Below are 22,644 nucleotides of genomic sequence, written 5' to 3'. Positions count from 1 at the left end.
CCGAGTAGTGACGCAGGGGGCCTGACCAGTACGGACGCCGGGGCCCTGACCGGTACGGACGCCGGAAACGGTCGCACCATAAACGGTCGCCCCCATAAACAGGCGCCCGGAAATGGTTGCCCGGAATTGGTCGCCCCCCGCCCCCACTCGGCCGAAAACCAAATGTACGGCGTATAACCCTCCCTGTACGGTGTATGGCAACCGCTCGCACCGTACAGGGAGCCCGTATGCCGTCCCCCGTGGCCTCCGACGCCGCACCCACCACGCTCCAGCCGCCGGGCCGGCATGCCGCCCGCTGGCTGATCCTGGCCGTCATCTGCGTCGCCCAGCTCACGGTCATCCTCGACAACACCGTCCTGAACGTCGCCATCCCCTCCCTCACCGAGGAGATGGGCGCGACCACCGCCGACGTCCAGTGGATGATCAACGCCTATTCGCTGGTCCAGTCGGGCCTGCTGCTCACCGCCGGCAATTCCGCCGACCGTTACGGCCGCAAGAAGATGCTCGCCGTCGGCCTGGTGCTGTTCGGCCTGGCCTCGCTCGGGGCCGCGCTAGCCCAGTCGCCCGGCCAGCTGATCGCGGCCCGGGCCGGTATGGGCGTCGGCGGAGCCCTGCTGGTCACCACCACGCTCGCGGTCGTCATGCAGATCTTTGACGACGAGGAGCGTCCCAAGGCGATCGGCATCTGGAGCTCGGTCAACTCCCTCGGCTTCGCCGCCGGCCCGCTGATAGGCGGTGCGCTGCTCGACCACTTCTGGTGGGGTTCGCTGTTCCTGGTCAACCTCCCCGTCGCCGTCATGGCGGTGGCGGCCGTGGTCACCCTCGTCCCCGAGTCCAAGAGCCGCGGCGGGGAACGCCCGGACCTCCCCGGCGCCCTGCTCTCCATGATCGGCATGGTCGGGGTGGTCTTCGCGATCATCTCCGGACCGCGCGACGGCTGGCTCTCCGGCCAGGTGCTGATCTCCGCCGCCATCGGGATCGCCGGCCTCGCCCTCTTCGCGGGCTGGGAACTGCACACCCCGCACCCCATGCTGGACATGCACTTCTTCCGCAACCGCCGGTTCATCGGCGCGGTCTCCGGCGGGATCCTGGTCGCCTTCGGGATGGGCGGCTCGATGTTCCTGCTCACCCAGCACCTCCAACTGGTGCTCGGTTACGGCCCGTTGGACGCCGGACTGCGGATGGCGCCACTCGCCGTCACCGTCATCCTGATCAACTTCACCGGCCTGGGCGCCCGTCTGATGCCGAAGTTCGGCACCCCGGGCATGATCATCACCGGGATGTCGCTGCTCGCCGCCGGACTCGCCGCCATATCGGTGCTCGGCGGACACAGCTACGGCGGCATGCTCACCGGCCTCATCGTGATGGGCATCGGCGTCGCGTTCGCCATGCCGACGATGGCCAACGCGATCATGTCCGCGATCCCGCCGGCCAAGGCCGGCGTGGGGGCCGGGGTCAACGGCACGCTGATGGAATTCGGCCAGGGCCTGGGCGTCGCCGTCCTCGGCGCTGTCCTCAACATCCGCTTCACGGCCCTGCTCCCGCTGGTGGCCGCGGGCGCCGGTTCGCTCTCCGCGGCGCTCGCCCGTACGCACACCACCGCCGAACGCACCGCCGTCCAGGACGCCTTCGCCTCCGGCATCGGCACCAGCCAGCTGGTCGGCGCGGCCGCGGTGTTCCTGGGCGGGCTGCTCGCCGCCGTACTCCTGCGCCGGGCGGAACGCACCGGGGAGGGCCAGGGGACACCGGAGGCACAAGAGGCGCAGGGGGCGGCAAGGGAATCCAAGACACCGGGAGCGCCGGGGATGCCGCACGGACCGGAAGCGGCCGCCGCTGCCGCGGAATAGCATCGACGGTGCGGAAGATCGACGGTGCGGAAGACCGACGGTTCAGGCCGACGGTTCAGACCGACGGTTCAGAACGACGGTGCGGAAGATGGACGGTCCGGAGGATCGACGGTCGGGAGGGTCAACGGTCCGGAGGGCCGATGGTCCTGAGGATCGTCGAACGCCGACGTGCCGAACGAGCACGCCGATGTGTCGAACGAGCGCGCCGATGTGTCGAACGAGCACGCCGACGTGCTGAAAGAGCACGCCGGCGGGCGGAACGAGACCGCCGACGGGCAAGACGTGAACCCGTACAGCAGGCGAAGAAGAAGAGGACGGACGCCATGACCGCGACCAACGGCCGTGCCGGTAAGCGGCCGCACAGCGTCTGGTTGACCGAGCGGCCCCCGCTCAAGCGCAAGGCGGAGCAGCCGGCCGGTCTCGACCTCGAAAAGATCATCGGGGCGACCGTCCGGCTGCTGGACGACGAGGGGCTGGCGAGGTTCTCGATGCGCCGGCTCGCCGCCGAGCTCGGTGTCACCGCGATGTCCGTCTACTGGTACGTCGACACCAAGGACGATCTGCTGGAGCTTGCCGTCGACGCGGTGGCCGGCGAACTGCCCCTGCCCGACGAGTCGGAGCCCGGCGCCGACTGGCGCGAACAGCTCCGGGTCCTCGCCACCGGCTACCGCGACATGCTGCTGCGCCACCCCTGGGCGGCCCGGCTGCTGGCCGAGTTCATCAATATCGGCCCGCACTCCACCGCCTTCTCCAACGCCACGCTGCGGGTGATGGGGAGCAGTGGCCTGGACGCCGAACGCACGTCCGGCGCGCTGGCGTCGCTGTTCCACTTCGTCTACGGCTTCGCGACGATCCGGGCGACGCACGAGGCGCGGTGCCGGGCCGCGGGCATCAGCCTGGACGACTACTTCGAGCAGGTCGTCTCGGCCATCTCGAGCCGCCCGGAGTTCGCCGAGACGATGGAGCTGTCCCTCCACGCCGACCGTGTCCGCACGGGCCGGTCGGCCGTGGCCATGCTGGACCGGGACTTCGCCTTCGCGCTCGACCTGCAGATCGCGGGGATCGAGGCGATGCGGGGCGGGCTGCGGGGCGAGGAGGAGGCGAAGGGGTGATCGGGGCGGGGCCTCAGTCAGGGGGCCCGTACCGCTTTCTGATCCGGTGGGAGTCACCCCAAGGGCGGCTATCCCCAACGGGGATGCCGCCCTCCGCGTTGCCCTCGGCGTTGCCCTCCGGGCGGAATGCAGCATTCCACAGCGCACCCCAAAACCACTGGACACATGTACCAAGATCCGGACAATAGTGCGGGTGCTCCGCACACCTACGCGGAGCGCACCGCCGATTCCGCATACCTCATGGAGTCCTACGTGACCCAGCCTTCCAGGCGTGCACGCGCGCTGGCGCGTCTCGCCACCTCGGCGATCGCCGTCGCCCTGGCCGGTGCGACCGCCGGCACCGCCCTGGCCGACGCTCCTGCGACGACCGGTCCGGCGAAGAACGTCGCCCGGAGCGCCACCGCGGCCGGGCAGCACAAGCCCACCCCGGCCGCGCCGTTCTTCTTCCTCTCCGGGATCCTGCCGTCGGGCCAGATGTACGTCTACATGGCCGACGGGAAAGGCGGCTTCGACGACCGGTCGGGCGCCTACGTCTGGCCACACTTCAGGTACGGGGTGTCGATCGACCTCGATCTGACCGGCTACCAGGACGGTGCGTACCACGTCATGGACGACGGCGTGCTGAACCTTTGGCGGGACGGGCGCCTCAAGAAGGTGGCCACCGGCTGGGGTCGGTACAACGTCGTCTTCTCCCCGGGCACCCTGGGCGGCGCCAAGCACCCCGACCTCCTGGCCCGCGACAAGGAGGGCGTCCTGTGGCGCTTTCGGACCAAGGCGGACGGCTCGCTGGCACCGCGTGTCAAGGTCGGCCCCGGCTGGAACCAGTTCACCCAGATCGCCGGTCAGGGCGACCTGACCGGCGACGGCAAGCCGGATATCGTCGCCCGCGACAAGCAGGGCGTCCTCTGGCTGTACAAGGGGACGGGCGATCTGCGGAAGCCGTTCGCGTCCCGCGCGAAGGTCGGCGCCGGCTGGAACCAGTTCAACAAGCTGGTGGCCACGGGTGACGTCGACGGCGACGGCCACAGCGACCTCCTCGCCCGCGATCCCAAGGGCAACCTGTGGCTGTACGAGGGGACGGGCAAGGCGTCGTCGCCGTTCACGTCCCGGGTGAAGGTCGGCTCCGGCTTCAACCAGTACCGCGATCTGTTCTGACCGTCCTTACGTGGCGAGGCGTTCGCGCTACGTCCAGTAGCGCGGCGCAGGATCTCTACGCGGCCCGTTTCGGCCCCACGAGATCCCACGTACGCTCCGCCTCACGCCATCGGCAAGTTCTCCCCCTGCACCGCCTGGATGTCCAGTTCGACCTTCAGGGTGGTGCCGATCGCCGCGATTCCCGCGGCCACGACCTGGTTGTAGTTCATCTTGAAGTCCTCGCGCCGCAGTTCGGCGGTGGCGCGGAAGGCCGCGCGGACGCCGCCCCACGGGTCCGGGCCGGTGCCGAGGTAGCTGAGGTCGAGGTCCACCGCGCGGATGACGCCGTGCAGCGACAGGTCGCCGTGCACGGTCCAGCGGTCCGGGCCGGCCGGTGACAGCCCGGTGCTGCGGTAGGTGATCTCCGGGTACACCTCGACGTTGAGGAAGTCCTCGTTGCGCAGATGCCCGTCCCGCATCCCGTTGCCGGTGTCGATCGACGACGCCTTGATGACCGCGTCGACCCGCGACTTCCCGAGGTCCTCGGCGATCTCGATGCGGCCGCTGAACTCCGTGAACCGGCCGTGCACGCTGGAGATCCCCAGGTGCTGGGCGACCGCGCCCACCGTGGAGTGCATCGGGTCGATGGTCCAGGCACCGGGCGGCGGCAGCTCGGCCCCGCCCTGCCGGGCCAGCACGACGTTGCCCACCTCCATCCGGCCGCTCGCCGTCACGATCGCGCTGGAGGCGACCGGTGCGTAGCCGACGGCCGTCACGATGACCGTGTACGGGCCGGCGGGCAGCGGCGCCTCGCTGCGGATGGCACCGTCCTCGTCCGCCGCGGCACGCAGCACCTGCGTGCCCGTCATGTCGGTGACGGTCAGCACGGCGTGCTGCACCGCCCAGCCGTCCCGTGTGCGGACCTGCGCCCGCACGCCCGCGGCTCCCGCGCCCGTCGAAGTCATTGCCTCTCCCGTGTGTTGCTGGTGGTGCCCCGGCTCCGGGCCCTGGCGGGTCCGGGAGCCCGGGGGTGTCGGACCCCGGCGGCGGCGTGCAGGCCGTCCCCTGCCTGTGCGCCACACCGCCGCCGGAGTCCTGGGGTCCGGTCCGGAACGCGTCTCCGCTCACCGCGCGTCCCGGCCCGGGGTCTTGCTGCCCGGGTTGCTCCGTCGTCATTCCGTACGGGCCCGGGCCCCGGGTCAGTCCCCGGGGTGGGCGAGCTGGACGTCGTAGCCGTCCACCCCGCGGGCGTCGACCGCGAGACCGGTGGCCAGCGGCGGGTAGCCGCTCGCGATGACCGTGTAGTCACCGGCGTCCAGGTCGGTGAAGGCGTACGCGCCGTCCTCACCGGTGGTCGAGGTGGCCACGACGTTGCCGGCCGCGTCCACCAGCGTCACCCGGGCGTCGGGCAGCGGGCGGCGGTCCGCACCGGCCCGTACGACGCCCTGCACCCGCGCGCCGGACAGCAGCTCGACCTCGATGCGGGTGGTGCCCTGGCCGCCGATCTCGACCGGCAGCGCGGCCGGCCGGTAGCCGGCGGCGTTCACCGCGACCGTGAAGGTGCCGGGGGCCAGCTCGTCGAAGGAGAAGTACCCCTCGGCGCCGGTCTTCCCGGTGGCCAGCACCTCGCCGCGGACGTCGGTGACGACGACCATGGCGTCCACCACCGGCTCGCCGGTGACCGCGCTGCGCACCTGGCCGCCGAGGCCGCTGGTGCCGCTGAGCAGGATGTCGTAGCCGTACGGCTGGTCGCCGACGACGACCGTGGAGGCCTGCGGCTGGTGCCCGTCGGCCGCCGCGATCAGCACGTACGAGCCGGCGCCGGGGGCGTCCAGGACGTACGAACCGTTGGCCTGGGCGACCGCCCGGCCGAGCTGACGGCCGCCGAGCGAGATCAGCGTGACCGCGGAGCGCGGGACGGGGTGGCCCTCCGCGTTGCGCACGAAGCCGTGGACGGACGGCCCGGCGGGCACGGCGTCGCCGCCACCGGCCGAGGCGTAGCCCTGCAGGGGCTGCGCGGCCGGCTGCGCCCACGAGGGGGTGTGGCCGCCGTCGTCCGAGGTCACCGGCGCGGCACTGACGAGTACGGGCTCCCGCTCCCCGGACGTGCCCTCCGCGGCGGCGCCCGCCTGCAGCGGAAGGGTCGCCTCCGACGGGGTCACCGGCGGGCTCGCCGACGACGGCGCGGCCGCGCCGCTCTCCGCGCCCTGGGCGCCCTCCGAGCTCTGGGCCAGTCCGCCACGCGTCTTCAACGCGACCTCCTTGATGAACAGGGTGAAGAGGAAGGCGAGCAGCGCGCAGGGCGCCGCGTAGAGGAACACATCGGCGACACCGTGGCCGTAGGCGCTCTCCATGACGGTGCGCAGCGGCGCCGGGAGGGCGTCCAGGTCCGGGATGCCGCCGCTGTTGCCGGCGGCGTGCGCGGCGGCCTTGGCGGCCTTGGGACCGAGCTCGGCGAGCCCGTCCTTGACGTAGTGGGTGACGCGGTTGGCGAGCACCGCACCGAGGGCCGAGACGCCCACCGCACCACCGAGGGAGCGGAAGAAGGTCACGACGGACGAGGCGGAGCCGAGGTCCGACGGGGCCACCTGGTTCTGCGTGGCGAGCACCAGGTTCTGCATCATCATGCCGATGCCGAGACCCATCAGCGCCATGAAGATCGCGATGTGCCAGTACTCGGTGTCGTAGCGGATGCTGCTCAGCAGGCCGAGGCCGGCGGTCAGCAGCACACCACCGGAGACCAGCCAGGCCTTCCAGCGGCCGGTCTTGGTGATGACCTGACCCGAGACGGTCGAGGAGATGAACAGCCCGCCGATCATCGGGATCGTCATGATGCCGGACATCGTCGGCGACTTGCCGCGCGCCAGCTGGAAGTACTGGCTGAAGAAGACGGTGCCGGTGAACATCGCGACACCGACGAACAGCGAGGCCACCGACGCCAGGGTGATCGTCTTGTTGCGGAACAGCCGCAGCGGGATGATCGGCTCCGTGGCCTTGGTCTCGACGAAGACGAAGACCGCGCCGAGCACCACCGCGCCGCCGACCATCGCGGCGGTCTGCCACGACATCCAGTCGTACTTGTCGCCGGCCAGCGTCACCCACACCAGCAGCAGCGAGACCGCCGCGCTGATGAAGAACGCGCCCGCCCAGTCGACCTTGACGCCCTCGCGCTTGACGACCGGGAGCTTCAGGGTCTTCTGCAGCACGATCAGGGCGATCACCGCGAACGGCACACCCACGTAGAAGCACCAGCGCCAGCCGAGCCAGTCGGTGTCGGTGATGACGCCGCCGAGCAGCGGACCGCCGACGGTGGCGACGGCGAAGGTGGCGCCGAGGTAGCCGCTGTACCGGCCGCGCTCGCGCGGCGAGATCATCGCGGCCATCACGATCTGGGCCAGGGCGGACAGACCGCCCACGCCTATGCCCTGCACGACACGGCAGGCGATCAGCATGCCCGTGTTCTGCGACAGACCGGCGACGACCGAGCCCGCGACGTAGATGATCAGCGCGAACTGCACCAGCAGCTTCTTGCTGAACAGGTCGGAGAGCTTGCCCCACAGGGGCGTGGTCGCCGTCATCGCCAGCAGCGAGGCGGTCACGACCCAGGTGTAGGCGCTCTGCCCGCCGTCGAGGTCGTGAATGATCTCGGGCAGCGCGTTGGAGACGATCGTCGACGAGAGGATGGCGACGAACATGCCGAGCAGCAGCCCGGACAGCGCCTCCATGATCTGACGGTGCGTCATGGGGGCCCCGTCGGAGGCGTGGTGATGACCGCCTCCATGCTTGGCGTGGCCGCCCCGCACACCGGCTGGTGTGGTCGTAGCCATGTGGTTCCTTTTCATCCTGCGGGTGTACGGGTGCTGAAGTCGTGGTGTGCCCGGGTCCGGCAGTCGCCGAAGCTCGTACGGAGCCGGGCGAGCAGCTCGTTGAGGAGACCGACGTCGTCGTCGCTCCAGTCGCCGAGATACCGGGCGAGCGCGGCGGTGTAGCGCTCGGAGAGCTCCTGGAGCACCTCCGTGCCGCTCGGGGTCAGGCGCAGCAGCCGCGACCGCTTGTCCGCCGGATCGGGCTCACGCTCGATCCAGCCGCGCTCGCAGACGTGCGCCACGTGCCGGCTGGTGACGGACATGTCGATCGCCATCAGCTCGGCCAGCTGACTCATCCGCATCTCGCCGTGCCGGTCGAGAAGGGTGAGCACGGCGGCCGAGGCGGGCGGGCAGTCCTGGGGCAGGATCCGCCCCATCTCCCGCTTCACGGCCCCGATGGCGCTGAGTTGCCTGGCCAGCTCCTCGTAATGACTGTGAGCGGCCACCGGCTCCTCCACCCATCCATCGCTCAGCTCGATCGCACGTCTTTTGTTGCTTGGGGCAACCATACGCACAGTTGGTTGCTGAAGGCAAACGAATGGGTGGCATGTGCAGGCAAAAGCTGGCCCAAGCTCTTGTCGCGAATCCGTCAATGATTGGCCGGTTCGCTCAACGTCGCAGGTCCGCGGGGGTGTGCCGGACCTCCGTCCATATCGCCACAACGCGACCACAACACTCACAAGTGGCACACCTCACGCGGCGGGCTCTCCCCATCGACCCACCCGTCCCCCTCCTCCGGGGGCCGCCCCACACGCGCCCCAGGGGTGCCCCCGGGTCCCCGGTTCGCTAGGGTCCTGCCTCATGGCGACCAACCCGCAGAACCAGGCCGACGGGAACTACGACCCGGCGGGCAACACGCAGATGTTCCGTGCCTTCGTGGACGAGGGCGGCACCCCCCAGACCGGCGGCCGCCGCGCCCCGGCCCCCCAGCAGTCGGCCGGCCCCCGCGTGGGCGTCATCGTCGGCGTCATCGTCGCCCTCGTGGTCATCGCGGGCGCGGCATGGCTGGCGCTGTCGTAACCAGTCGCCCTTGGTTCCAGTTCACGGTTCCCGGATCCCAGATCTCGGTTCTCGGTTCTCGGTTCTCGGTTCTCGGTCTTACGAAGACGGGGCCCGGCGGTAACAACCGCCGGGCCCCGCTCTCTTGCGCTCTTCAGGTGCTAGCCGGTTCGTCCGCCCCGGCTCTCGACGATCCGCAGCGCATCCCGCAGCGCTTCACACAGCCTGTGGACACAGAACCGGAGCTCGTCGACGGACGGCCTTGCCGGCTCCCGCAGCAGTTCGGTCGCCCGCGCCAACACTTCCTCGCCGGTGCTCACCTGCACCTCTTCCATGTCGTCGGCGAGCTGTGAGAGAAACCCGCCGCTGTGGTCGGTGGAGAGATAACAGGGCTGCCCGTCCGGCCCACTCCAGGGCAGCAGCCGCATCCCGCTACGCCTCATGAAGTCACCGCCATCTCGCGCAGAAAGGCCCGTTCCCGGCGGGCCTGTTGCTGCTCGTGGGCGAGGAGGTAGGGGCGTACGAGCCGGGAGGCGTCGCCGTCGAGGGGGGATTCGGGGTGGTGGGGCGGGCGTTGAGGTGCGTGGTGACCGGGTGGCTTGGGGAGGGCGAGGGCGGCGGGGTGACGCCGTGCCCTTAACCGGGCGAGGGCTCGGCGCATAAGGTTCAGCATGTCGACGCTCCTTGTGCAGCGTTGGCCATGCCCCGGGGGTGTTGGCGCACCCGCCGGGGTCTTTTCGTCCGCCAGCATATCTACGGGTGCTATAGGTGTCTACCACTGAAATATCTCGCTCGCCGTACAGCGGCTTGCTTAGCGTGCTCAATTGATCGAATTCGCCCCGGACCGGCCCAGATGGCGCCAAGTCGCCGATGTGATCCGCGAGCGCATCGCTGATGGCACGTATCCGGTCGGCGGCCGCGTGCCTTCGGTGCTCCAGCTTGAGGAAGAGTTCGGCATTGCTGGGGTAACAGCCCAGAAGGTGCACCGCGGCCTGCGGGCAGAGGGGCTGATCTACACCGAGCCGGGAATGGGTTCTTTCGTTTCGAAGGAGCTCCGGGGAGAGCTCAAGCGTCCCAAGTGGGAGCAGATTGCCGACGTGATCCGCGAGCGGATTGCGGACGGCACGTACCCGCCGAAGCATCTGATCTCCGAGGTACGGCTGGAGCAGGAGTTCGGCGTCGCGCGCGTGACCGTTCGTAAGGTCACGGCCGCCCTTCGGGAGGAAGGGCTCATCGTCACCACGCCGGGGATGGGGTCCTTCGTGACGTCTCGTCAGCCCGATAGCGAGAAGTGAACGGCGAGGCGAGCCCGGCCTCCGACGACGGGTAGGGCATCCCGTAGGTCGTACGGCGCGCAGGGCACACCCTGCCCGGCAGCCCCTAGGGTACAGCCGAACAGATCCCGTAAGGGTCGCACGCGCCCCCTGCTGGGGCCGCAACGCGAGGGCAGGGGCCACGTATTCCCCATCCCAGCAAGCACATTGCCGGTGATGCTGCGTTGTCCAGCTGCCGGGCGGCCGGCCGTGGGTGCACGGGCCGTGGGGCAGGGCCCCGGGGGAGCAACCCGCCCCTCCGGAACGACTTGCGCTTTCCGTTGCGTCAACTTCTACGTTCGTTCTCGAGGCCGGAAAGACCGGCCCGGCGATGAAAGGGCACGGTCATGGCCTGGTCGATCGCGGACGTGGCCCGGATGTCCGGGGTGACGTCCCGGACCCTGCGGCACTACGACGACATCGGCCTGCTCGTCCCCGCGTACACCGGGAGCAACGGCCACCGCCACTACGGTGAGGCCGAGCTGCTGCGCCTGCAGCAGATCCTGCTGATGCGTGAACTGGGCCTGGGCCTCCGCGACATCGCGGACGTTCTGGAGCACCAGGTCGACCAGGCGGCCGCGCTGCGCGCGCACATGCGCAGGCTGGCGGCCGAGCGGGACCGGCTCGATGCGCTGGTCCGCACGATCGGCCGCACCATCGCCGAACTGGAGGATGACAAGGACACCGACACCATGGAAAAGATCAGTAGCCCGGAGAACCTGTTCGTCGGCTTCGACACCGCTCGCCACGAGGAAGCCGCCGACGAGCGGTGGTCCCGGCAGGCGGAGCAGTCGGGGCAGTTCGCGGCGACGCTCAGCGAGGCGGACATGGAGGCGATGCAGCGTGAGGCGACCGCCGCGATGGTGCGCATGGCGGAGTTCCTGCGGGTCGGGACGCCGGTGACCGACCCGGCGGTACAGGCCGAGGTCGAGTCGCACTACCAGGGCATCTGCCGGATGTGGACCCCGAGCGCGGCCGCGTTCAAGGCCCTCGGGCAGACCTATGTCGACGACCCGACGTGGCGCGCGGCCTACGACCGGGTCGCCGCCGGCCTGGCCGAGTACCAGCGGGACGCGATGGCGGCCTACGCCGACGCCAGGCTGAGCTGACCGGCCGTCACCGACCGACGCCGGCCGACGCCGGCCGACGCCGGCCGACCACGGCCGACACCGGCCGACACCGACTGTCCGGGGGCTGCAGACCCCGGCAGCCGGGCCCCCCTTCCCGGAACACCGCGCTGTGATCGTGCTGTCGGGGCCGGGTGTACGGCGGCCCGAGCGCGCGGACGACGACCGCGCCGACCGTGTGAGGGCACGGCCGGCGCGGTGGTGGGGGGTGGCGAACGAGGGGTCAGGCGGCGTTGACCGGGTTGACGTAGGTGCCCGGGTGGGTGGCGCCGGACTGGTCCAGGATGGCGCCGCCGTAGGGCCACTTCAGCTGGAAGTGCTGCTTCTCGTTCGGCGGCGTGACCAGCACCGTGCCCGGCTCGATCTTCCTGTCCTCGGAGCTGACCGACGGCAGCAGCGTGATGGTGAACGCCGCGGAGCCGCCCGGCCGCAGCGTCACCGGCGCCGGCTTCTTCGAGGAGCGCGGAAGGTCGATCGAGTGGCCGTCGTTGGCCTTGAGCTGCACGCCGGGGAAGCCGCTGATCGTGCAGACGCGGTGTCCCGTGTTCTTCAGCCACACGGTGACGTTCTGCTGCGCGTCGCTGTGCATGTCCGGGATGCCGCCGCCCGACGAGCCCCAGCCGGCCTGCAGGCTGCCGGTGGTGCAGCGGGCGGAGGAGCCGTGCTTCGAGGAGGTCTGCGAGGCCGAGCCGCCGCTGCCGCCCGTGCCGGAGCCGTTCTTACCGGACTGGGAGCCGCCGCCCGACGTCGTACCGGAACCCTGACCACCGGACGAACCCGAACCCGAACCCGAGCCCGAGCCCGAATCCGACCCGGACGAACCGCTCGCCCCGGCGGACGACGCGGGGCTCGAAGAGCCCGCGGGGGCGGGCTTCGGGGAATTGCCCTGGCAGGCGGTCAGCGCCAGCGCGGCCGCGGCGATCACGGTGGCGGCGGCTGCCTTGCGTCCGAGGTGGAGCGTGGTGTGGTGCGACATCGGGAGTCCCCCTGGCTGCGTCAGTACGGTCACGGCCCGACCTCCGGCCCGCTGACACCAGATTCCCGGGCCCCGCTGTTGATCAACTAACAGCTCGCTAACGCCCGGACGGCAGCAAGGGGGAGGGGAGGGGAGGGGAGAGGTCCCTTCCTCCCGCCCTCCCGCCGTCCGGCATCTCCTCGCCTACGTCGCGTCCGCCGCGGCCTCCAGCGCGGCGATGTCGATCTTCTTCATGCCGAACATGGCCTTCATGGCGCGGGCCGCCCGTTCCTGGTCCGGGTCGTTCAGCAGCTCCGCCATACCGCCCGGCGCGACCTGCCAGGACAGGCCGTACTTGTCCTTCAGCCAGCCGCAGGGGCCCTCCTCGCCGCCCTCGGAGAGCTTGGCCCAGTAGTAGTCGATCTCCTTCTGGTCGGCGCAGTTGACCATGAGCGAGATCGCTTCGGTGAAGGTGAACTCCGGGCCGCCGTTGATCGCGAGGTACGGCTGGCCGTCGAGCTCGAACTCGACGGTCAGGACGGTGCCGGCCTCGCGCGGGCCCGCCTCGTTGTAGTGGGTGACGCTGGTGATCTTCGAGTTCGGGAACACCGAGCAGTAGAACTCGGCGGCCTCCTTGCCCTGGGTGTCGAACCAGAGGTTGGGGGTGATGCGGGGCATGGCGATCTCCTACGGGGTCTGCGGCCCACGGTTCGTGGTCCGCGGTCGGCCGTTGTGGCGTGCGTTACCTGTATCGACCGTTGCACCGGCCGGTACGCATCGCCATCCGGGCGGAAATCTCTACGAGTCGCCTGCGCGCGCACCTCTCCACGGGTCACCCGCCCCACGCGAAGCGGAAGTCCCTGGTGTCGAGGTGCATGCCCAGTGGCACCCGCCAGGCGTCCACGCACACCCGCCAGCTGCCGGTCTCCTTCTTGCCGGGGGCGAGGGGCAGCGGGACCTCGTGCGTGGACGTGAGGGTGGCCCAGTCGACGCCGAGGGGTCCGATGACGTGGCTGCCGAACGTGACCTTTCCGGTGGTGACGGGGTGGTCACCGGTGTTGACGAAGTCGAGGCTGACCTTCTGGCACCAGCGGACGTCGGTGCCGGCGACGACGGGATGGCCGACCAGCAGACCGCCGGGGGCGCCCGGGCCGGCGGGGATGCCGGGCTCGGGGGCGCGGGGGAGTCGTGGTGCGGGGGACGGGTGGGGTCATGCGGCCGCGGGTGGGCGGTGGCGTCCCGTGCGAGCCGGGGGAAGGGGTCTCCTGGCCTCCAGGGGGACCCTCACTGCTAGCGCCGCCGGGACGGTGGGCACCGGGCGCCGTGGTGGACGCGCCGCTCCCTGCGCTCGTACGGCTGGAAGGGCTCCCGCCGCTGCCGTTCCCCCGGGCGCTGGTGCCGCCGCCGCTGCCGCCGCCCCTGCCGCCGTCGGGCCCGCCCCCGTTCCCGTCGTACGGCGTCAGCTCGATGCCGTCGCGCGGCGGTACGGGGTGCTGTGGCGCCTGTCCGTCGCCCGGGCCGGCCGCGCCCACCGCGACATGGCCCCGGTCGGCCGCGTCGCCGCAGCCGGTGAGCAGGACACCCAGACACAGCACGGCCGCCGAGGCGGAGGCGAGGGTCGTTGTCGTCCGTCGTCGCATCGGCACAGTGTTACTGACGGATCGTCAGGTGTATAGGGAGGGCGTGGGGCGGTTCCGTGGGTTCGGGCGATGGCCGCCGTATCGCGCCAACTGCCCGCCACATGTGCCGCATTGGGGCGCCGCTTGCGCAGGCACGCCGAAAGCGGGCCCCGTAGCCGGTGCGGCACAGGTCCCGTCAGGGGTACTCGTCTCCGGATGCGTCAGCTGTCGGACGCGTCGACGGCCGGTTTCTTCAACTGTCCGCCGAGCGGCGCGGAGCGTCAAAGGCCCCTCGGCGGACCGTTCCTCAGTCGGAGATCAGGCCCTCGCGCAGCTGCGCCAGGGTGCGGGTGAGCAGGCGGGAGACGTGCATCTGGGAGATGCCGACCTCTTCGCCGATCTGCGACTGGGTCATGTTGGCGAAGAAGCGCAACATGATGATCTGGCGTTCCCGGGCGGGGAGTTTGGCCAGCAGGGGCTTGAGGGACTCCCGGTACTCGACGCCCTCCAGGGCGCTGTCCTCGTAGCCGAGGCGGTCCGCGAGGGAGCCCTCGCCGCCGTCGTCCTCGGGGGAGGGGGAGTCCAGCGAGGAGGCGGTGTAGGCGTTGCCGACCGCCAGGCCGTCGACCACGTCCTCCTCGGACACGCCCAGGCACAGGGCGAGTTCGGGGACGGTCGGGGAACGGTCGAGCTTCTGGGAGAGCTCGTCGCTGGCCTTGGTGAGGGCGAGCCGGAGCTCCTGGAGCCGGCGGGGGACCCGCACCGACCACGACGTGTCGCGGAAGAAGCGCTTGATCTCGCCGACGACGGTCGGCATCGCGAAGGTCGGGAATTCCACCCCGCGTTCGCAATCGAAACGGTCGATCGCCTTGATCAGACCGATCGTGCCGACCTGGACGATGTCCTCCATCGGCTCGTTGCGGCTGCGGAAGCGGGCCGCGGCGTAGCGCACCAGCGGCAGGTTGAGTTCGATGAGCGTGTCACGCACGTACGTGCGCTCCGCGCAGTCCTTGTCGAGCGAGGCCAGCCGCAGGAACAGGGAGCGGGAGAGCGTGCGGGTGTTGATGGCGTCGTCGTCATGCACGTGCGGTGCGGGCGCGGGAATCGCAGGAAGCACCTTTGAGCTGCCCAGTTCTACGGACATGCCACCCCCTTGAGGTCGCGGACGGATCGCTGCGGCGTCCCGGCCCGAGGCGGACCGGGAAGTGATGCCTCCACCTGAATACCGGAGGCAGCGCTACGGCAAACGCGGTTCCTGCAGAATGTCACATGTCGGCAACACGCTGTAGCGCCTTGTCGACATATCTGTGCAGGATCGGGTCGCCCGTCCCGGTTATGCGTCGATCCTGTTTGCGGATCGCAGGCGGGCGAAGCTCCGCGACAGTAGCCGGGAGACGTGCATCTGCGACACCCCCAGTTCGGCAGAGATCTGGGACTGCGTCAGATTGCTGTAGTAACGCAGCAGAAGGATCCGCTGTTCGCGTTCGGGGAGCTGGACGAGGAGGTGCCGTACGAGGTCGCGGTGCTCGACGCCGGCGAGCTCGGGGTCCTCGTATCCGAGGCGGTCCAGCAGGCCGGGGAGGCCGTCGCCCTCCTGGGCGGCCTCCAGTGAGGTGGCGTGGTACGAGCGGCCGGCCTCCAGGCAGGCCAGCACCTCGTCCTCGCCGATCTTGAGCCGTTCGGCGATCTCGGCGGTGGTGGGGGAGCGGCCGTGCAGCACCGTCAGGTCCTCGGTGGCGCCGTTGACCTGCACCCACAGCTCGTGGAGGCGGCGCGGCACATGGACCGTACGGACATTGTCTCGAAAGTAGCGTTTGATCTCGCCGACGACGGTCGGCATGGCGAAGGTGGGGAACTGGACGCCGCGGTCCGGGTCGAACCGGTCGATCGCGTTGATCAGGCCGATCGTGCCGACCTGGATGACGTCTTCCATGGGCTCGTTGCGGCTGCGGAAGCGAGCCGCGGCGTAGCGCACGAGCGGCAGGTTCGCCTCGATCAGGGCGGCACGGACGCGGGTGTGCTCGGGGGTGCCGGGTTCGAGGTCGGACAGCTCGGCGAACAGCACCTGTGTGAGCGCCCGGGTGTCCGCGCTCCGGCTCTCGCGGGACGGAGCCTTGGGCGCAGTACGGGCCGTCACGGTCACGCCACCCTTCCAGTGCTCGGTGGTGCAGGGACTCGCAGTGCATGTATCCGGCAAAAGCGGTCATAGCATCACAAGACATGTGCACTGTGTGCAAGCACCCCATAACGCCGTGTTGAAGAGAGAGTTGGGTGGTGAGAGGGGTGGCGGGAGGAGGTGTTGCGGGGGCGCGGAGGGAGTGGGGCAGGGCGCGCGGAAGCCCCCCGCCCGCGGGGGGCGAGGGGCTCCGGTGAACGGGTGCGGAAGGTGTGCGGATCGTGCGCCGAGCGCTCCGGGGGACCGGGTGCGGGGTGCCGCGGCTCAGAATTCGTAGTCCGCGATCACCCAGGTGGCGAATTCGCGCCACTGGGCGGCGGCCGCCTGGTGGGCCGGGTGCTCGATGTACCGCTTCAGGGCGTCCTTGTCGGCCACCGCCGAGTTGATCGCGAAGTCGTAGGCGATCGGGCGGTCGGTGATGTTCCAGGCGCACTCCCAGAACGTCAGCTCCGGAACCTCGTTCTCGAGTGCCGCGAAGGCCCGGGCGCCGGCCTGGACGCGTTCCTCGTCCCGGGAGACGCCGTCGTTGAGCTTGAACAGGACCAGGTGGCGGATCACAGGGGCCTCCGTGCGGCGGGTGATCAACGGGGCCGGCCGGGAGCGGGCGGCCCTACTTGATCAGCTGGGTCATGAACTCGCCGACGCCCTGAGCAGCGGACGAGATGCCCTCGAAGCCTACTTGGACCAGCTGGGCGGCACGCTGAGGGGAGGTGATGATCGTGTACAGCACGAAGACGATGAGGAGGTACAACACGATCTTCTTCGCCTGCGCCATCGTCCCGTCTCCCCTGTGGCAGTCCCCTGCGGTGTCCCTGCAGCTCCCGCGGTGGTGCGGGCGGCCGGATGCAGTCGGGCGAGTGTAACCACACGTGTTCGATCCGGGGAGCCGGGAGTACGCACGGTTCCCCTCCGGCAGGGGCGGACCGCACCCCGACCCGGGCTCCGACCCGGTCCCTGAGGCGGCCCCTGATCCGGACTTTATGGACCAAAGGCCCGGCGAAGCAGGTCCTTTGCCGGGCCGTCGGAGGGGGCCCCGCAGGCACCATGAAAACGGTGGCCCGAGGATCTGGCAGGAATCCGCGGGCCCCGGACCTGGGCCTCGCTGCGGGGTCCACGCCGCGACTTCCCCCCGGAAAGCGGCGTGGGCTTGGGGGTTCGGTCCGCGCCGGGGGGAGCGGCTTCCCTGAGGCCGCTCCCCCCGGCCCACCGTCCCCCCGGACCGGCCCACCGTCCCCCCGGACCGGCCCACCGTCCCCCCGGACCGGCCCGCCGTTCCCCTCCCCCCGGACCGGCCCGCCGTGGTCCCGGCGCCGCACGCAACCGTCACCCGCCGTCCCCGCGTCCCTCACCTCGTACGACGCGGCGTCCATGCATCATGTACGCGACAGAATGACGCGCGGCGGCGCGCCGCGGCGCGGTGCGGACGGCCGCGTGGGACGACGAAAGGACCACGGGCTCCGACGATGAAGATCGACTGGGACCGGCGTACCTGCGCGCGCCGCGGGCACATCACCTATCTCCCCACCGAGGAGCACCTCCGGCGGAACCTGCGGGCCGACACCGCGCTCGGCGAGGCCTGGCGCTGCCTGCGCTGCGGCGACTTCGCGCTCGGCGAGCCGCACGGCGCCGGGCCGGCCGCCGACGCCCCGCTCGTCCCGCGCGGCAAGGTCCTCCGCGACCTGTTCATCCTGCGCTTCCTGGCCGTCGAACGGGCGGTGCGCGGCGTCTTCATCGTGCTGGCCGCGGTCGGCGTCTGGCAGTTCAGCAACCGCAAGGACGCGGTCCGCCGGTTCTTCGACGAGTACATCGCCGTGCTCCGCCCGGTGGCCCGGCACTTCCACTACGACCTGGACCACTCACCGGTCGTCGGCACCATCCAGAAGACCTTCGGCTACCGCCACTCCACCCTGGTGCTGGTGGCCGTGGCCCTGCTGGTCTACGCCGTCATTGAGATCGTCGAGGGCGTGGGCCTCTGGTACGCCAAGCGGTGGGCGGAGTACCTGACCGTCGTCGCGACCGCCGCCTTCCTGCCGCTGGAGATCTACGAGCTCACCGAGAAGGTCAGCTGGCTCAAGATCGCCACGCTCGTCATCAACATCCTCGCGGTGCTCTACATCGCGCTCGCCAAGCGGCTGTTCGGGCTACGCGGCGGCCGGGCGGCCTTCGACGCGGAGCGGCACAGCGCCTCCCTCCTGGAGGTCGAGACCTCGGCCGGCCTGTCCACCACGACCCACAACGCCTGAACGCCTCAACGTCCGACCCCGGGGGGACCCACCATGCCCACATCCACATCCACATCCACACCCGCACTCACACCCACGCCGGTGAACTCCGCGCGATCCGGCTCCGGTTCACCGCGCCCGTCCGCCGCCCGCCGGCGCACGGCGGTGGTGCTGGCGCTGCTGGCCGGCCTGCTGGCCGCCGCCGTCGCCCCGGCCACCGCGGCCGGCCGCACCGCCCCGGAGGCGGCCCGCACCGCAGCCGTCCGCACCGAGACGGTCCGCACCGAGGCCGCGGGCACGCTCGCCGCCGCCCCCGCGCAGTCCGCCGCCTACGGCCACCACGGGGCGTTCCACTCGTCGCACGGCTCGCACCACTCGATGCCGCACTTCAAGACCGTCTCCAAGGACAAGAAGTCCTCCTGGAAGTCGAAGGGCAAGACGAAGAAGAAGCGCGGCTTCTTCAAGAAGCTGGGCATCTTCCTGATCGTCCTGTTCGTCGTCTTCCTGGTCCTCATCGTTCTGGTGATCTGGCTGATCGTGCATTTCGTGCGCCGTGCACTGCGTGGCCGCCGCAACGACTAGCCGCCACCCCGGACATGACGAAGGCCCCGATCCGGAAGGGATCGGGGCCTTTGCCCTTGAGCGGTAGCGGTGGGATTTGAACCCACGGAGAGGTTGCCCCCTCACGCGCTTTCGAGGCGCGCTCCTTCGGCCGCTCGGACACGCTACCGAGAGAGAGCTTAGCCCACGGGGGGCCGTGCACCGAAATCGGATTCCCGGGGCGGGACGAACGGGGCGGGGGCGGGGCGGGTACGCGGCCCCGCCACTGGTCAGCGGTCGCGGAAGAACGCGGTGAGCAGGGCCGCGCACTCCGCTTCGAGGACGCCGGTGATGACCTCAGGGCGGTGGTTGAGACGTCGGTCACGCACGACGTCCCAGAGCGAGCCGGCCGCACCGGCCTTGGCGTCGCGGGCGCCGTAGACGACCCGGTCGACCCGGGAGAGCACCAGCGCGCCGGCGCACATCGTGCAGGGTTCGAGGGTGACGACCAGCGTGCAGCCGGTCAGCCGCCACTCCCCGACGGTGCGTGCCGCCGCGCGCAGGGCGAGGACCTCGGCGTGCGCGGTCGGGTCGCCGGTGGCCTCGCGTTCGTTGTGCCCGGTGCCGAGGACGGTGCCGTCCGCCGACAGCACGACGGCACCCACCGGGACGTCGCCGGTCCCGGGGCGCGGGCGGCCTCGCCCAGCGCCTGCCGCATCGGCCCGATCCAGGGATCACGCAACGGATCGGGCAGCGGAGCGGGCGCCGGGGAAGGCGGGACATCGGGCAGCGGGCCGGACCGGGGGCGCTCATGCCACCCAGTGTCCGTGACCGGGGCGGGTGCGGGTGACCGGGCGGGGCCGGCGCCGGGCCGGGGCCGGAGCGCAGCGGTCGCCGCCCACCGGACCCCGGCTCCGGACACCGCGCCACCGCGGTTGACCGGAGTCGCTGCGACCCCGGCTACCGGACCGCCTCCAGCACGTCCGTGCAGCCCAGGGCATCGGCGATCTCCGAGAGGGCGTCGCCGTCGAGGGCCAGCAGTTCCTTCTCGCCGACGCCGAGGTCGTCCAGGAGCCCGGCGTCGCCGAGCGGTCCGGCCGGGGTCGGGCTGCCGTTGTCGGTGTTCGCCTCGGCCTCGTCGTCCCGTTCGGGTTCGCCGTCCTCCGTCCCGTCCAGGTCGAGGCTGTCGAGGTCGTCCTCGACGGTTTCGTCCCGGCCGAGCAGTTCGTCGGTCAGCAGGGACCCGTACGAGCTGCGGGCCGCGGCGGCGGCGTTCGAGACGAAGATGCGGGGGTCGTCGTCGCCGTCCACCCGGACCACTCCGAACCAGGCGTCCTCCTGCTCCAGCAGGGCCACCACCGTGTCGTCGTCGACCGCTGCCTCTCGGGCCAGATCGGCCAGATCGGTCAGCGTCTCCACATTGTCGAGCTCCGTATCGCTCGCTTCCCACCCGTCTTCGGTGCGCGCGAGCAGTGCGGCGAAGTACACCGTGACTCTCCCACTGGTCATAGGCGTGCCGGGCCGGGGCGGGGCGGCGTGCACGCCGGTGGTCCCGCCCCTTCGGAATCGTGGCAGAAACAACGCGCTCGCGCGGGGTCTTCGACGCTGCGTCGTGCGGAGGTTGTGCGAGATGTCGCTCACGTGCCGCAGCATTACCGGGCACCGGGGCCTGTTCCGCTCTCAGCGGAATGCCCTCGATTACCAGCGGAAAGAGCGCATCCGCATGGCCTGGCGCATCCGTTCGGCGCGCACCCGGCGCGGCTGGACGCGGTTGCGGAGCTCCTTCGCCTCGTGCAGTTCGCGCAGGAACTGCGCCCGGCGCCGTCGGCGCGCCGCCTCGCTCTCGGGGTCACGGGCGGTGCCCGCGTCGTCGATGTCGTAGGCGTCGTCGGTGTTGTCGGTGTTGTCGGTCCACTGGGGGTCGGGCACGCTGCACACCACCTCGGCGAGGACTGCGCCCGAGGACGCGATGCATGATCGGGCGTACGTGCCCACTTTCCCGCTATCCGGCGGAGTGATGCCAGCCGGGCCGGGCCATCGTGGCCGGCGGCCGGGCGGTGCACGGCGGGCGCCGGGGCTCTCCGCCTCGGTTACTGTCGATGTCATGCGGATCCACGTCGTCGACCACCCGCTGGTGGCGCACAAACTCACCACTCTGCGCGACAAGCGCACCGACTCCCCCACCTTCCGGCGGCTCGCCGACGAGCTGGTCACCCTGCTCGCCTACGAGGCCACCCGGGACGTGCGCACCGAGCAGGTCGACATCGAGACGCCGGTGACGGCGACCACCGGCGTGCGGCTCTCGCACCCGCGGCCCATGGTCGTGCCGATCCTGCGGGCCGGTCTGGGCATGCTGGACGGCATGGTGCGGCTGCTGCCCACCGCCGAGGTCGGCTTCATGGGCATGGTCCGCAACGAGGAGACCTACGAGGCGCACACCTACGCCACGCGGATGCCCGACGACCTCTCGGGCCGGCAGGTGTACGTCGTCGACCCGATGCTGGCCACCGGCGGCACGCTGGTCGCGGCGATCCAGGAGCTGATCAAGCGCGGTGCGGACGACGTCACCGCGATCTGCCTGCTGGCCGCACCGGAGGGCGTCGCGGTCATGGAGAAGGCGCTGGCCGGTACGCCGGTGACGGTGGTCACCGCGGCGGTCGACGAGCGGCTGAACGAGGACCGCTACATCGTCCCCGGCCTCGGCGACGCGGGCGACCGGATGTACGGCACCGCCGGCTGACCCCACCCCTCTTTCCGAGCAGAGCTCTTCGAGCCGGGCTTTCCGAGCAGCGAGCGGGCCCCGCACCATCCGGTGGTGCGGGGCCCGCTCGCACGGCCGCCAGATGTTGCGGCTTCCGTACGGTCAGCAGGTGGCGTCGCGGGCCGGTTCCTGGGCCGGACGGTTCAGTACGGCCAGGGACTTGGCGGCGGCCTGCGGGGTGGCGAGTTCCTTGAAGGCGTCGCCGATGATCAGGTCGAGATCGGCGCCCTTGCGGCCGTCGGTCTTCTGCTCGGCGCCGGTGAGCTGGGTGGCGAGCACCTTCAGTGGGCCGTCGGCCGCCGCCGTGGGACCGAGGAGTATCCCGGCGCCCTTGACCTTCTTGTCGTAGGCGGCCGGGGCGTTGCCCACCTTTCCGATCTTGAAGCCGCGCTTCTTGAGTTCGTCGGCGGTGCGCTTGGCGAGCCCGGACCGCTGGGTGGCGTTGAAGACGTTGACGGTGAGGGTGCCGGGCGCGGGCGGTTTCTGCGCGGCCGGCGTGGCCCGTACCGCGGTCTTCCGGCCGCCGTCCGGGCAGTGCTTCTTGTCCTGGGCGGCCTGCGCGGTGCCGCTCCGGCCACCGAAGACGTCGATGAGCTGCAGGGTGCCCCAGCCCGCCAGGCCGAGCGCGCAGGCCGTGGCGAGGAGGGTCAGGACGATCCGGCGACGGTGGCGGGGGCGGCGCATCCGCGGATACCTGTCGCCCGTGATGCGGTACTTCTTACCGCCCATGCCCGGGGGCGTCAGCATGCTCATGGGCGCAGCGTAGTGCGGGTGACAGGCCGTGCCTACTAGATGATCAACGCGTGGCGCGAGACCCAACCCAAAAGGGTCAATTCGGGCAGGGTGGGTTGGGTGGGGACGTGCCGGGCCGGGCGGTAACGGCCGGTTTCTGCCCGGTGTGCGGGGGAGTCCTCGGCGGCCGGCGTGCGGGATCGGCCGGGCCTCGGCGCAGGGGTGGACCCGGCAGGGGGTA

At 70.9% G+C, this 22,644-nt stretch carries 24 protein-coding genes, 1 tRNA gene and 1 pseudogene; 10 read left to right on the top strand and 16 right to left on the bottom strand.

The genetic code is table 11. The annotated features are described in order from the left end of the window. The first annotated feature begins 227 nt into the window (after positions 1-227). The 4 genes from OJ254_RS08105 to OJ254_RS08090 all read left to right on the top strand — a co-directional run bounded on the left by OJ254_RS08105 (position 228) and on the right by OJ254_RS08090 (position 4,114). Positions 228-1,847, top strand: coding sequence for an MFS transporter (locus tag OJ254_RS08105; protein WP_265361800.1), 1,620 nt, complete (start codon positions 228-230; stop codon positions 1,845-1,847). 168 nt (positions 1,848-2,015) lie between these two features. Next, positions 2,016-2,174 (top strand): hypothetical protein, encoded by a 159-nt coding sequence (locus tag OJ254_RS08100; protein ID WP_265361799.1) that lies wholly within the window; start codon positions 2,016-2,018, stop codon positions 2,172-2,174. After that, a complete protein-coding gene (locus tag OJ254_RS08095) occupies positions 2,171-2,959 on the top strand; it encodes a TetR/AcrR family transcriptional regulator (RefSeq protein ID WP_265361798.1) in 789 nt (262 codons plus the stop codon). The genes OJ254_RS08100 and OJ254_RS08095 overlap by 4 nt, the downstream gene beginning before the upstream one ends. A gap of 252 nt (positions 2,960-3,211) precedes the next feature. After that, positions 3,212-4,114 carry an FG-GAP repeat domain-containing protein gene (locus tag OJ254_RS08090; RefSeq protein ID WP_265361797.1) on the top strand — a complete coding sequence of 301 codons (903 nt, stop codon included), beginning with the start codon at positions 3,212-3,214 and terminating at the stop codon, positions 4,112-4,114. Positions 4,115-4,215: 101 nt separating this feature from the next. Here the strand turns inward: OJ254_RS08090 and OJ254_RS08085 are convergent, their stop codons facing one another. From OJ254_RS08085 to OJ254_RS08075, 3 genes are all read right to left on the bottom strand, one after another. Next, complete coding sequence (locus tag OJ254_RS08085; protein WP_265361796.1) at positions 4,216-5,058, bottom strand: YceI family protein; 843 nt, start codon at positions 5,056-5,058, stop codon at positions 4,216-4,218. Between the two features lie 234 nt (positions 5,059-5,292). Beyond that, positions 5,293-7,836 (bottom strand): MFS transporter, encoded by a 2,544-nt coding sequence (locus OJ254_RS08080; protein ID WP_481004369.1) that lies wholly within the window; start codon positions 7,834-7,836, stop codon positions 5,293-5,295. Positions 7,837-7,931: 95 nt separating this feature from the next. Beyond that, positions 7,932-8,405, bottom strand: coding sequence for a MarR family winged helix-turn-helix transcriptional regulator (locus tag OJ254_RS08075; RefSeq protein ID WP_265361794.1), 474 nt, complete (start codon positions 8,403-8,405; stop codon positions 7,932-7,934). Positions 8,406-8,760: 355 nt separating this feature from the next. On the opposite strand from OJ254_RS08075, the gene OJ254_RS08070 reads away from it, so the two are divergent. Next, positions 8,761-8,979, top strand: a complete 219-nt coding sequence (locus OJ254_RS08070) for a hypothetical protein (protein ID WP_265361793.1) — start codon at positions 8,761-8,763, stop codon at positions 8,977-8,979. A gap of 140 nt (positions 8,980-9,119) precedes the next feature. On the opposite strand, the gene OJ254_RS08065 is transcribed toward OJ254_RS08070, so the two are convergent. Beyond that, positions 9,120-9,401, bottom strand: a complete 282-nt coding sequence (locus OJ254_RS08065) for a hypothetical protein (RefSeq protein ID WP_265361792.1) — start codon at positions 9,399-9,401, stop codon at positions 9,120-9,122. Then, positions 9,398-9,631: a hypothetical protein gene (locus OJ254_RS08060; RefSeq protein ID WP_265361791.1), complete on the bottom strand. Its 234-nt coding sequence runs from the start codon at positions 9,629-9,631 to the stop codon at positions 9,398-9,400. The genes OJ254_RS08065 and OJ254_RS08060 overlap by 4 nt, the downstream gene beginning before the upstream one ends. A gap of 151 nt (positions 9,632-9,782) precedes the next feature. Between OJ254_RS08060 and OJ254_RS31495 the strand changes: the two genes are divergently transcribed. Together OJ254_RS31495 and OJ254_RS08045 are read left to right on the top strand one after the other, a co-directional pair. Next, positions 9,783-10,253, top strand: a complete 471-nt coding sequence (locus tag OJ254_RS31495; protein ID WP_423835858.1) for a GntR family transcriptional regulator — start codon at positions 9,783-9,785, stop codon at positions 10,251-10,253. Between the two features lie 365 nt (positions 10,254-10,618). After that, a complete protein-coding gene (locus tag OJ254_RS08045; RefSeq protein WP_265361790.1) occupies positions 10,619-11,380 on the top strand; it encodes a MerR family transcriptional regulator in 762 nt (253 codons plus the stop codon). Between the two features lie 241 nt (positions 11,381-11,621). Here the strand turns inward: OJ254_RS08045 and OJ254_RS08040 are convergent, their stop codons facing one another. The 6 genes from OJ254_RS08040 to OJ254_RS08015 all read right to left on the bottom strand — a co-directional run bounded on the left by OJ254_RS08040 (position 11,622) and on the right by OJ254_RS08015 (position 16,902). Then, positions 11,622-12,407, bottom strand: coding sequence for a DUF4232 domain-containing protein (locus OJ254_RS08040; protein ID WP_265361789.1), 786 nt, complete (start codon positions 12,405-12,407; stop codon positions 11,622-11,624). A 150-nt stretch (positions 12,408-12,557) separates the two neighbouring features. Next, positions 12,558-13,031 carry a VOC family protein gene (locus OJ254_RS08035; protein WP_265361788.1) on the bottom strand — a complete coding sequence of 158 codons (474 nt, stop codon included), beginning with the start codon at positions 13,029-13,031 and terminating at the stop codon, positions 12,558-12,560. A 1,248-nt stretch (positions 13,032-14,279) separates the two neighbouring features. Further along, positions 14,280-15,116 carry an RNA polymerase sigma factor SigF gene (locus OJ254_RS08030; protein WP_026169669.1) on the bottom strand — a complete coding sequence of 279 codons (837 nt, stop codon included), beginning with the start codon at positions 15,114-15,116 and terminating at the stop codon, positions 14,280-14,282. Positions 15,117-15,305: 189 nt separating this feature from the next. After that, a complete protein-coding gene (locus tag OJ254_RS08025) occupies positions 15,306-16,115 on the bottom strand; it encodes an RNA polymerase sigma factor SigF (RefSeq protein WP_030415862.1) in 810 nt (269 codons plus the stop codon). Positions 16,116-16,412: 297 nt separating this feature from the next. Further along, positions 16,413-16,706 (bottom strand): Dabb family protein, encoded by a 294-nt coding sequence (locus tag OJ254_RS08020; RefSeq protein ID WP_265361787.1) that lies wholly within the window; start codon positions 16,704-16,706, stop codon positions 16,413-16,415. 52 nt (positions 16,707-16,758) lie between these two features. Further along, positions 16,759-16,902, bottom strand: coding sequence for a hypothetical protein (locus OJ254_RS08015; RefSeq protein ID WP_265365393.1), 144 nt, complete (start codon positions 16,900-16,902; stop codon positions 16,759-16,761). Positions 16,903-17,611: 709 nt separating this feature from the next. Between OJ254_RS08015 and OJ254_RS08010 the strand changes: the two genes are divergently transcribed. Together OJ254_RS08010 and OJ254_RS08005 are read left to right on the top strand one after the other, a co-directional pair. Further along, a complete protein-coding gene (locus tag OJ254_RS08010; protein ID WP_265361786.1) occupies positions 17,612-18,391 on the top strand; it encodes a DUF2127 domain-containing protein in 780 nt (259 codons plus the stop codon). A gap of 81 nt (positions 18,392-18,472) precedes the next feature. Next, complete coding sequence (locus OJ254_RS08005; RefSeq protein ID WP_265361785.1) at positions 18,473-18,952, top strand: hypothetical protein; 480 nt, start codon at positions 18,473-18,475, stop codon at positions 18,950-18,952. 61 nt (positions 18,953-19,013) lie between these two features. On the opposite strand, the gene OJ254_RS08000 is transcribed toward OJ254_RS08005, so the two are convergent. The 4 genes and pseudogenes from OJ254_RS08000 to OJ254_RS07985 all read right to left on the bottom strand — a co-directional run bounded on the left by OJ254_RS08000 (position 19,014) and on the right by OJ254_RS07985 (position 20,839). Beyond that, a tRNA-Ser gene (locus OJ254_RS08000) sits at positions 19,014-19,100 on the bottom strand. 100 nt (positions 19,101-19,200) lie between these two features. Further along, positions 19,201-19,628 (bottom strand): annotated as a pseudogene (gene tadA, locus OJ254_RS07995) (tRNA adenosine(34) deaminase TadA). 242 nt (positions 19,629-19,870) lie between these two features. Next, positions 19,871-20,398 (bottom strand): tRNA adenosine deaminase-associated protein, encoded by a 528-nt coding sequence (locus OJ254_RS07990; protein ID WP_265361784.1) that lies wholly within the window; start codon positions 20,396-20,398, stop codon positions 19,871-19,873. A gap of 210 nt (positions 20,399-20,608) precedes the next feature. Further along, positions 20,609-20,839, bottom strand: a complete 231-nt coding sequence (locus OJ254_RS07985; protein ID WP_265365392.1) for a hypothetical protein — start codon at positions 20,837-20,839, stop codon at positions 20,609-20,611. A gap of 175 nt (positions 20,840-21,014) precedes the next feature. Between OJ254_RS07985 and upp the strand changes: the two genes are divergently transcribed. Further along, complete coding sequence (gene upp / locus OJ254_RS07980; RefSeq protein ID WP_030417064.1) at positions 21,015-21,650, top strand: uracil phosphoribosyltransferase; 636 nt, start codon at positions 21,015-21,017, stop codon at positions 21,648-21,650. A gap of 123 nt (positions 21,651-21,773) precedes the next feature. Here upp and OJ254_RS07975 read toward each other — a convergent pair whose 3' ends face one another. Further along, positions 21,774-22,424 carry a LytR C-terminal domain-containing protein gene (locus tag OJ254_RS07975; RefSeq protein WP_265361783.1) on the bottom strand — a complete coding sequence of 217 codons (651 nt, stop codon included), beginning with the start codon at positions 22,422-22,424 and terminating at the stop codon, positions 21,774-21,776. Positions 22,425-22,644 lie beyond the last annotated feature (220 nt).

Source organism: Streptomyces endophytica (assembly GCF_026153355.1).
Taxonomy (GTDB): domain Bacteria; phylum Actinomycetota; class Actinomycetes; order Streptomycetales; family Streptomycetaceae; genus Streptomyces; species Streptomyces endophytica.
Note: the sequence above shows the minus strand (reverse complement) of the source record. Positions and strands in the feature narration are given on the sequence as shown.

Excerpts from the sequence above, each read along its gene's own strand:
- OJ254_RS08065 (WP_265361792.1), bottom strand. The coding sequence starts at position 9,401 with ATGAGGCGTAGCGGGATGCGGCTGCTGCCCTGGAGTGGGCCGGACGGG.
- OJ254_RS08070 (WP_265361793.1), top strand. The coding sequence starts at position 8,761 with ATGGCGACCAACCCGCAGAACCAGGCCGACGGGAACTACGACCCGGCG.
- OJ254_RS08085 (WP_265361796.1), bottom strand. The coding sequence starts at position 5,058 with ATGACTTCGACGGGCGCGGGAGCCGCGGGCGTGCGGGCGCAGGTCCGC.
- OJ254_RS08045 (WP_265361790.1), top strand. The coding sequence starts at position 10,619 with ATGGCCTGGTCGATCGCGGACGTGGCCCGGATGTCCGGGGTGACGTCC.
- OJ254_RS08010 (WP_265361786.1), top strand. The coding sequence starts at position 17,612 with ATGAAGATCGACTGGGACCGGCGTACCTGCGCGCGCCGCGGGCACATC.
- OJ254_RS08080 (WP_481004369.1), bottom strand. The coding sequence starts at position 7,836 with ATGACGCACCGTCAGATCATGGAGGCGCTGTCCGGGCTGCTGCTCGGC.
- OJ254_RS07975 (WP_265361783.1), bottom strand. The coding sequence starts at position 22,424 with ATGAGCATGCTGACGCCCCCGGGCATGGGCGGTAAGAAGTACCGCATC.
- OJ254_RS08060 (WP_265361791.1), bottom strand. The coding sequence starts at position 9,631 with ATGCTGAACCTTATGCGCCGAGCCCTCGCCCGGTTAAGGGCACGGCGT.
- upp (WP_030417064.1), top strand. The coding sequence starts at position 21,015 with ATGCGGATCCACGTCGTCGACCACCCGCTGGTGGCGCACAAACTCACC.
- OJ254_RS08035 (WP_265361788.1), bottom strand. The coding sequence starts at position 13,031 with ATGCCCCGCATCACCCCCAACCTCTGGTTCGACACCCAGGGCAAGGAG.
- OJ254_RS08095 (WP_265361798.1), top strand. The coding sequence starts at position 2,171 with ATGACCGCGACCAACGGCCGTGCCGGTAAGCGGCCGCACAGCGTCTGG.
- OJ254_RS08105 (WP_265361800.1), top strand. The coding sequence starts at position 228 with ATGCCGTCCCCCGTGGCCTCCGACGCCGCACCCACCACGCTCCAGCCG.
- OJ254_RS08030 (WP_026169669.1), bottom strand. The coding sequence starts at position 15,116 with ATGTCCGTAGAACTGGGCAGCTCAAAGGTGCTTCCTGCGATTCCCGCG.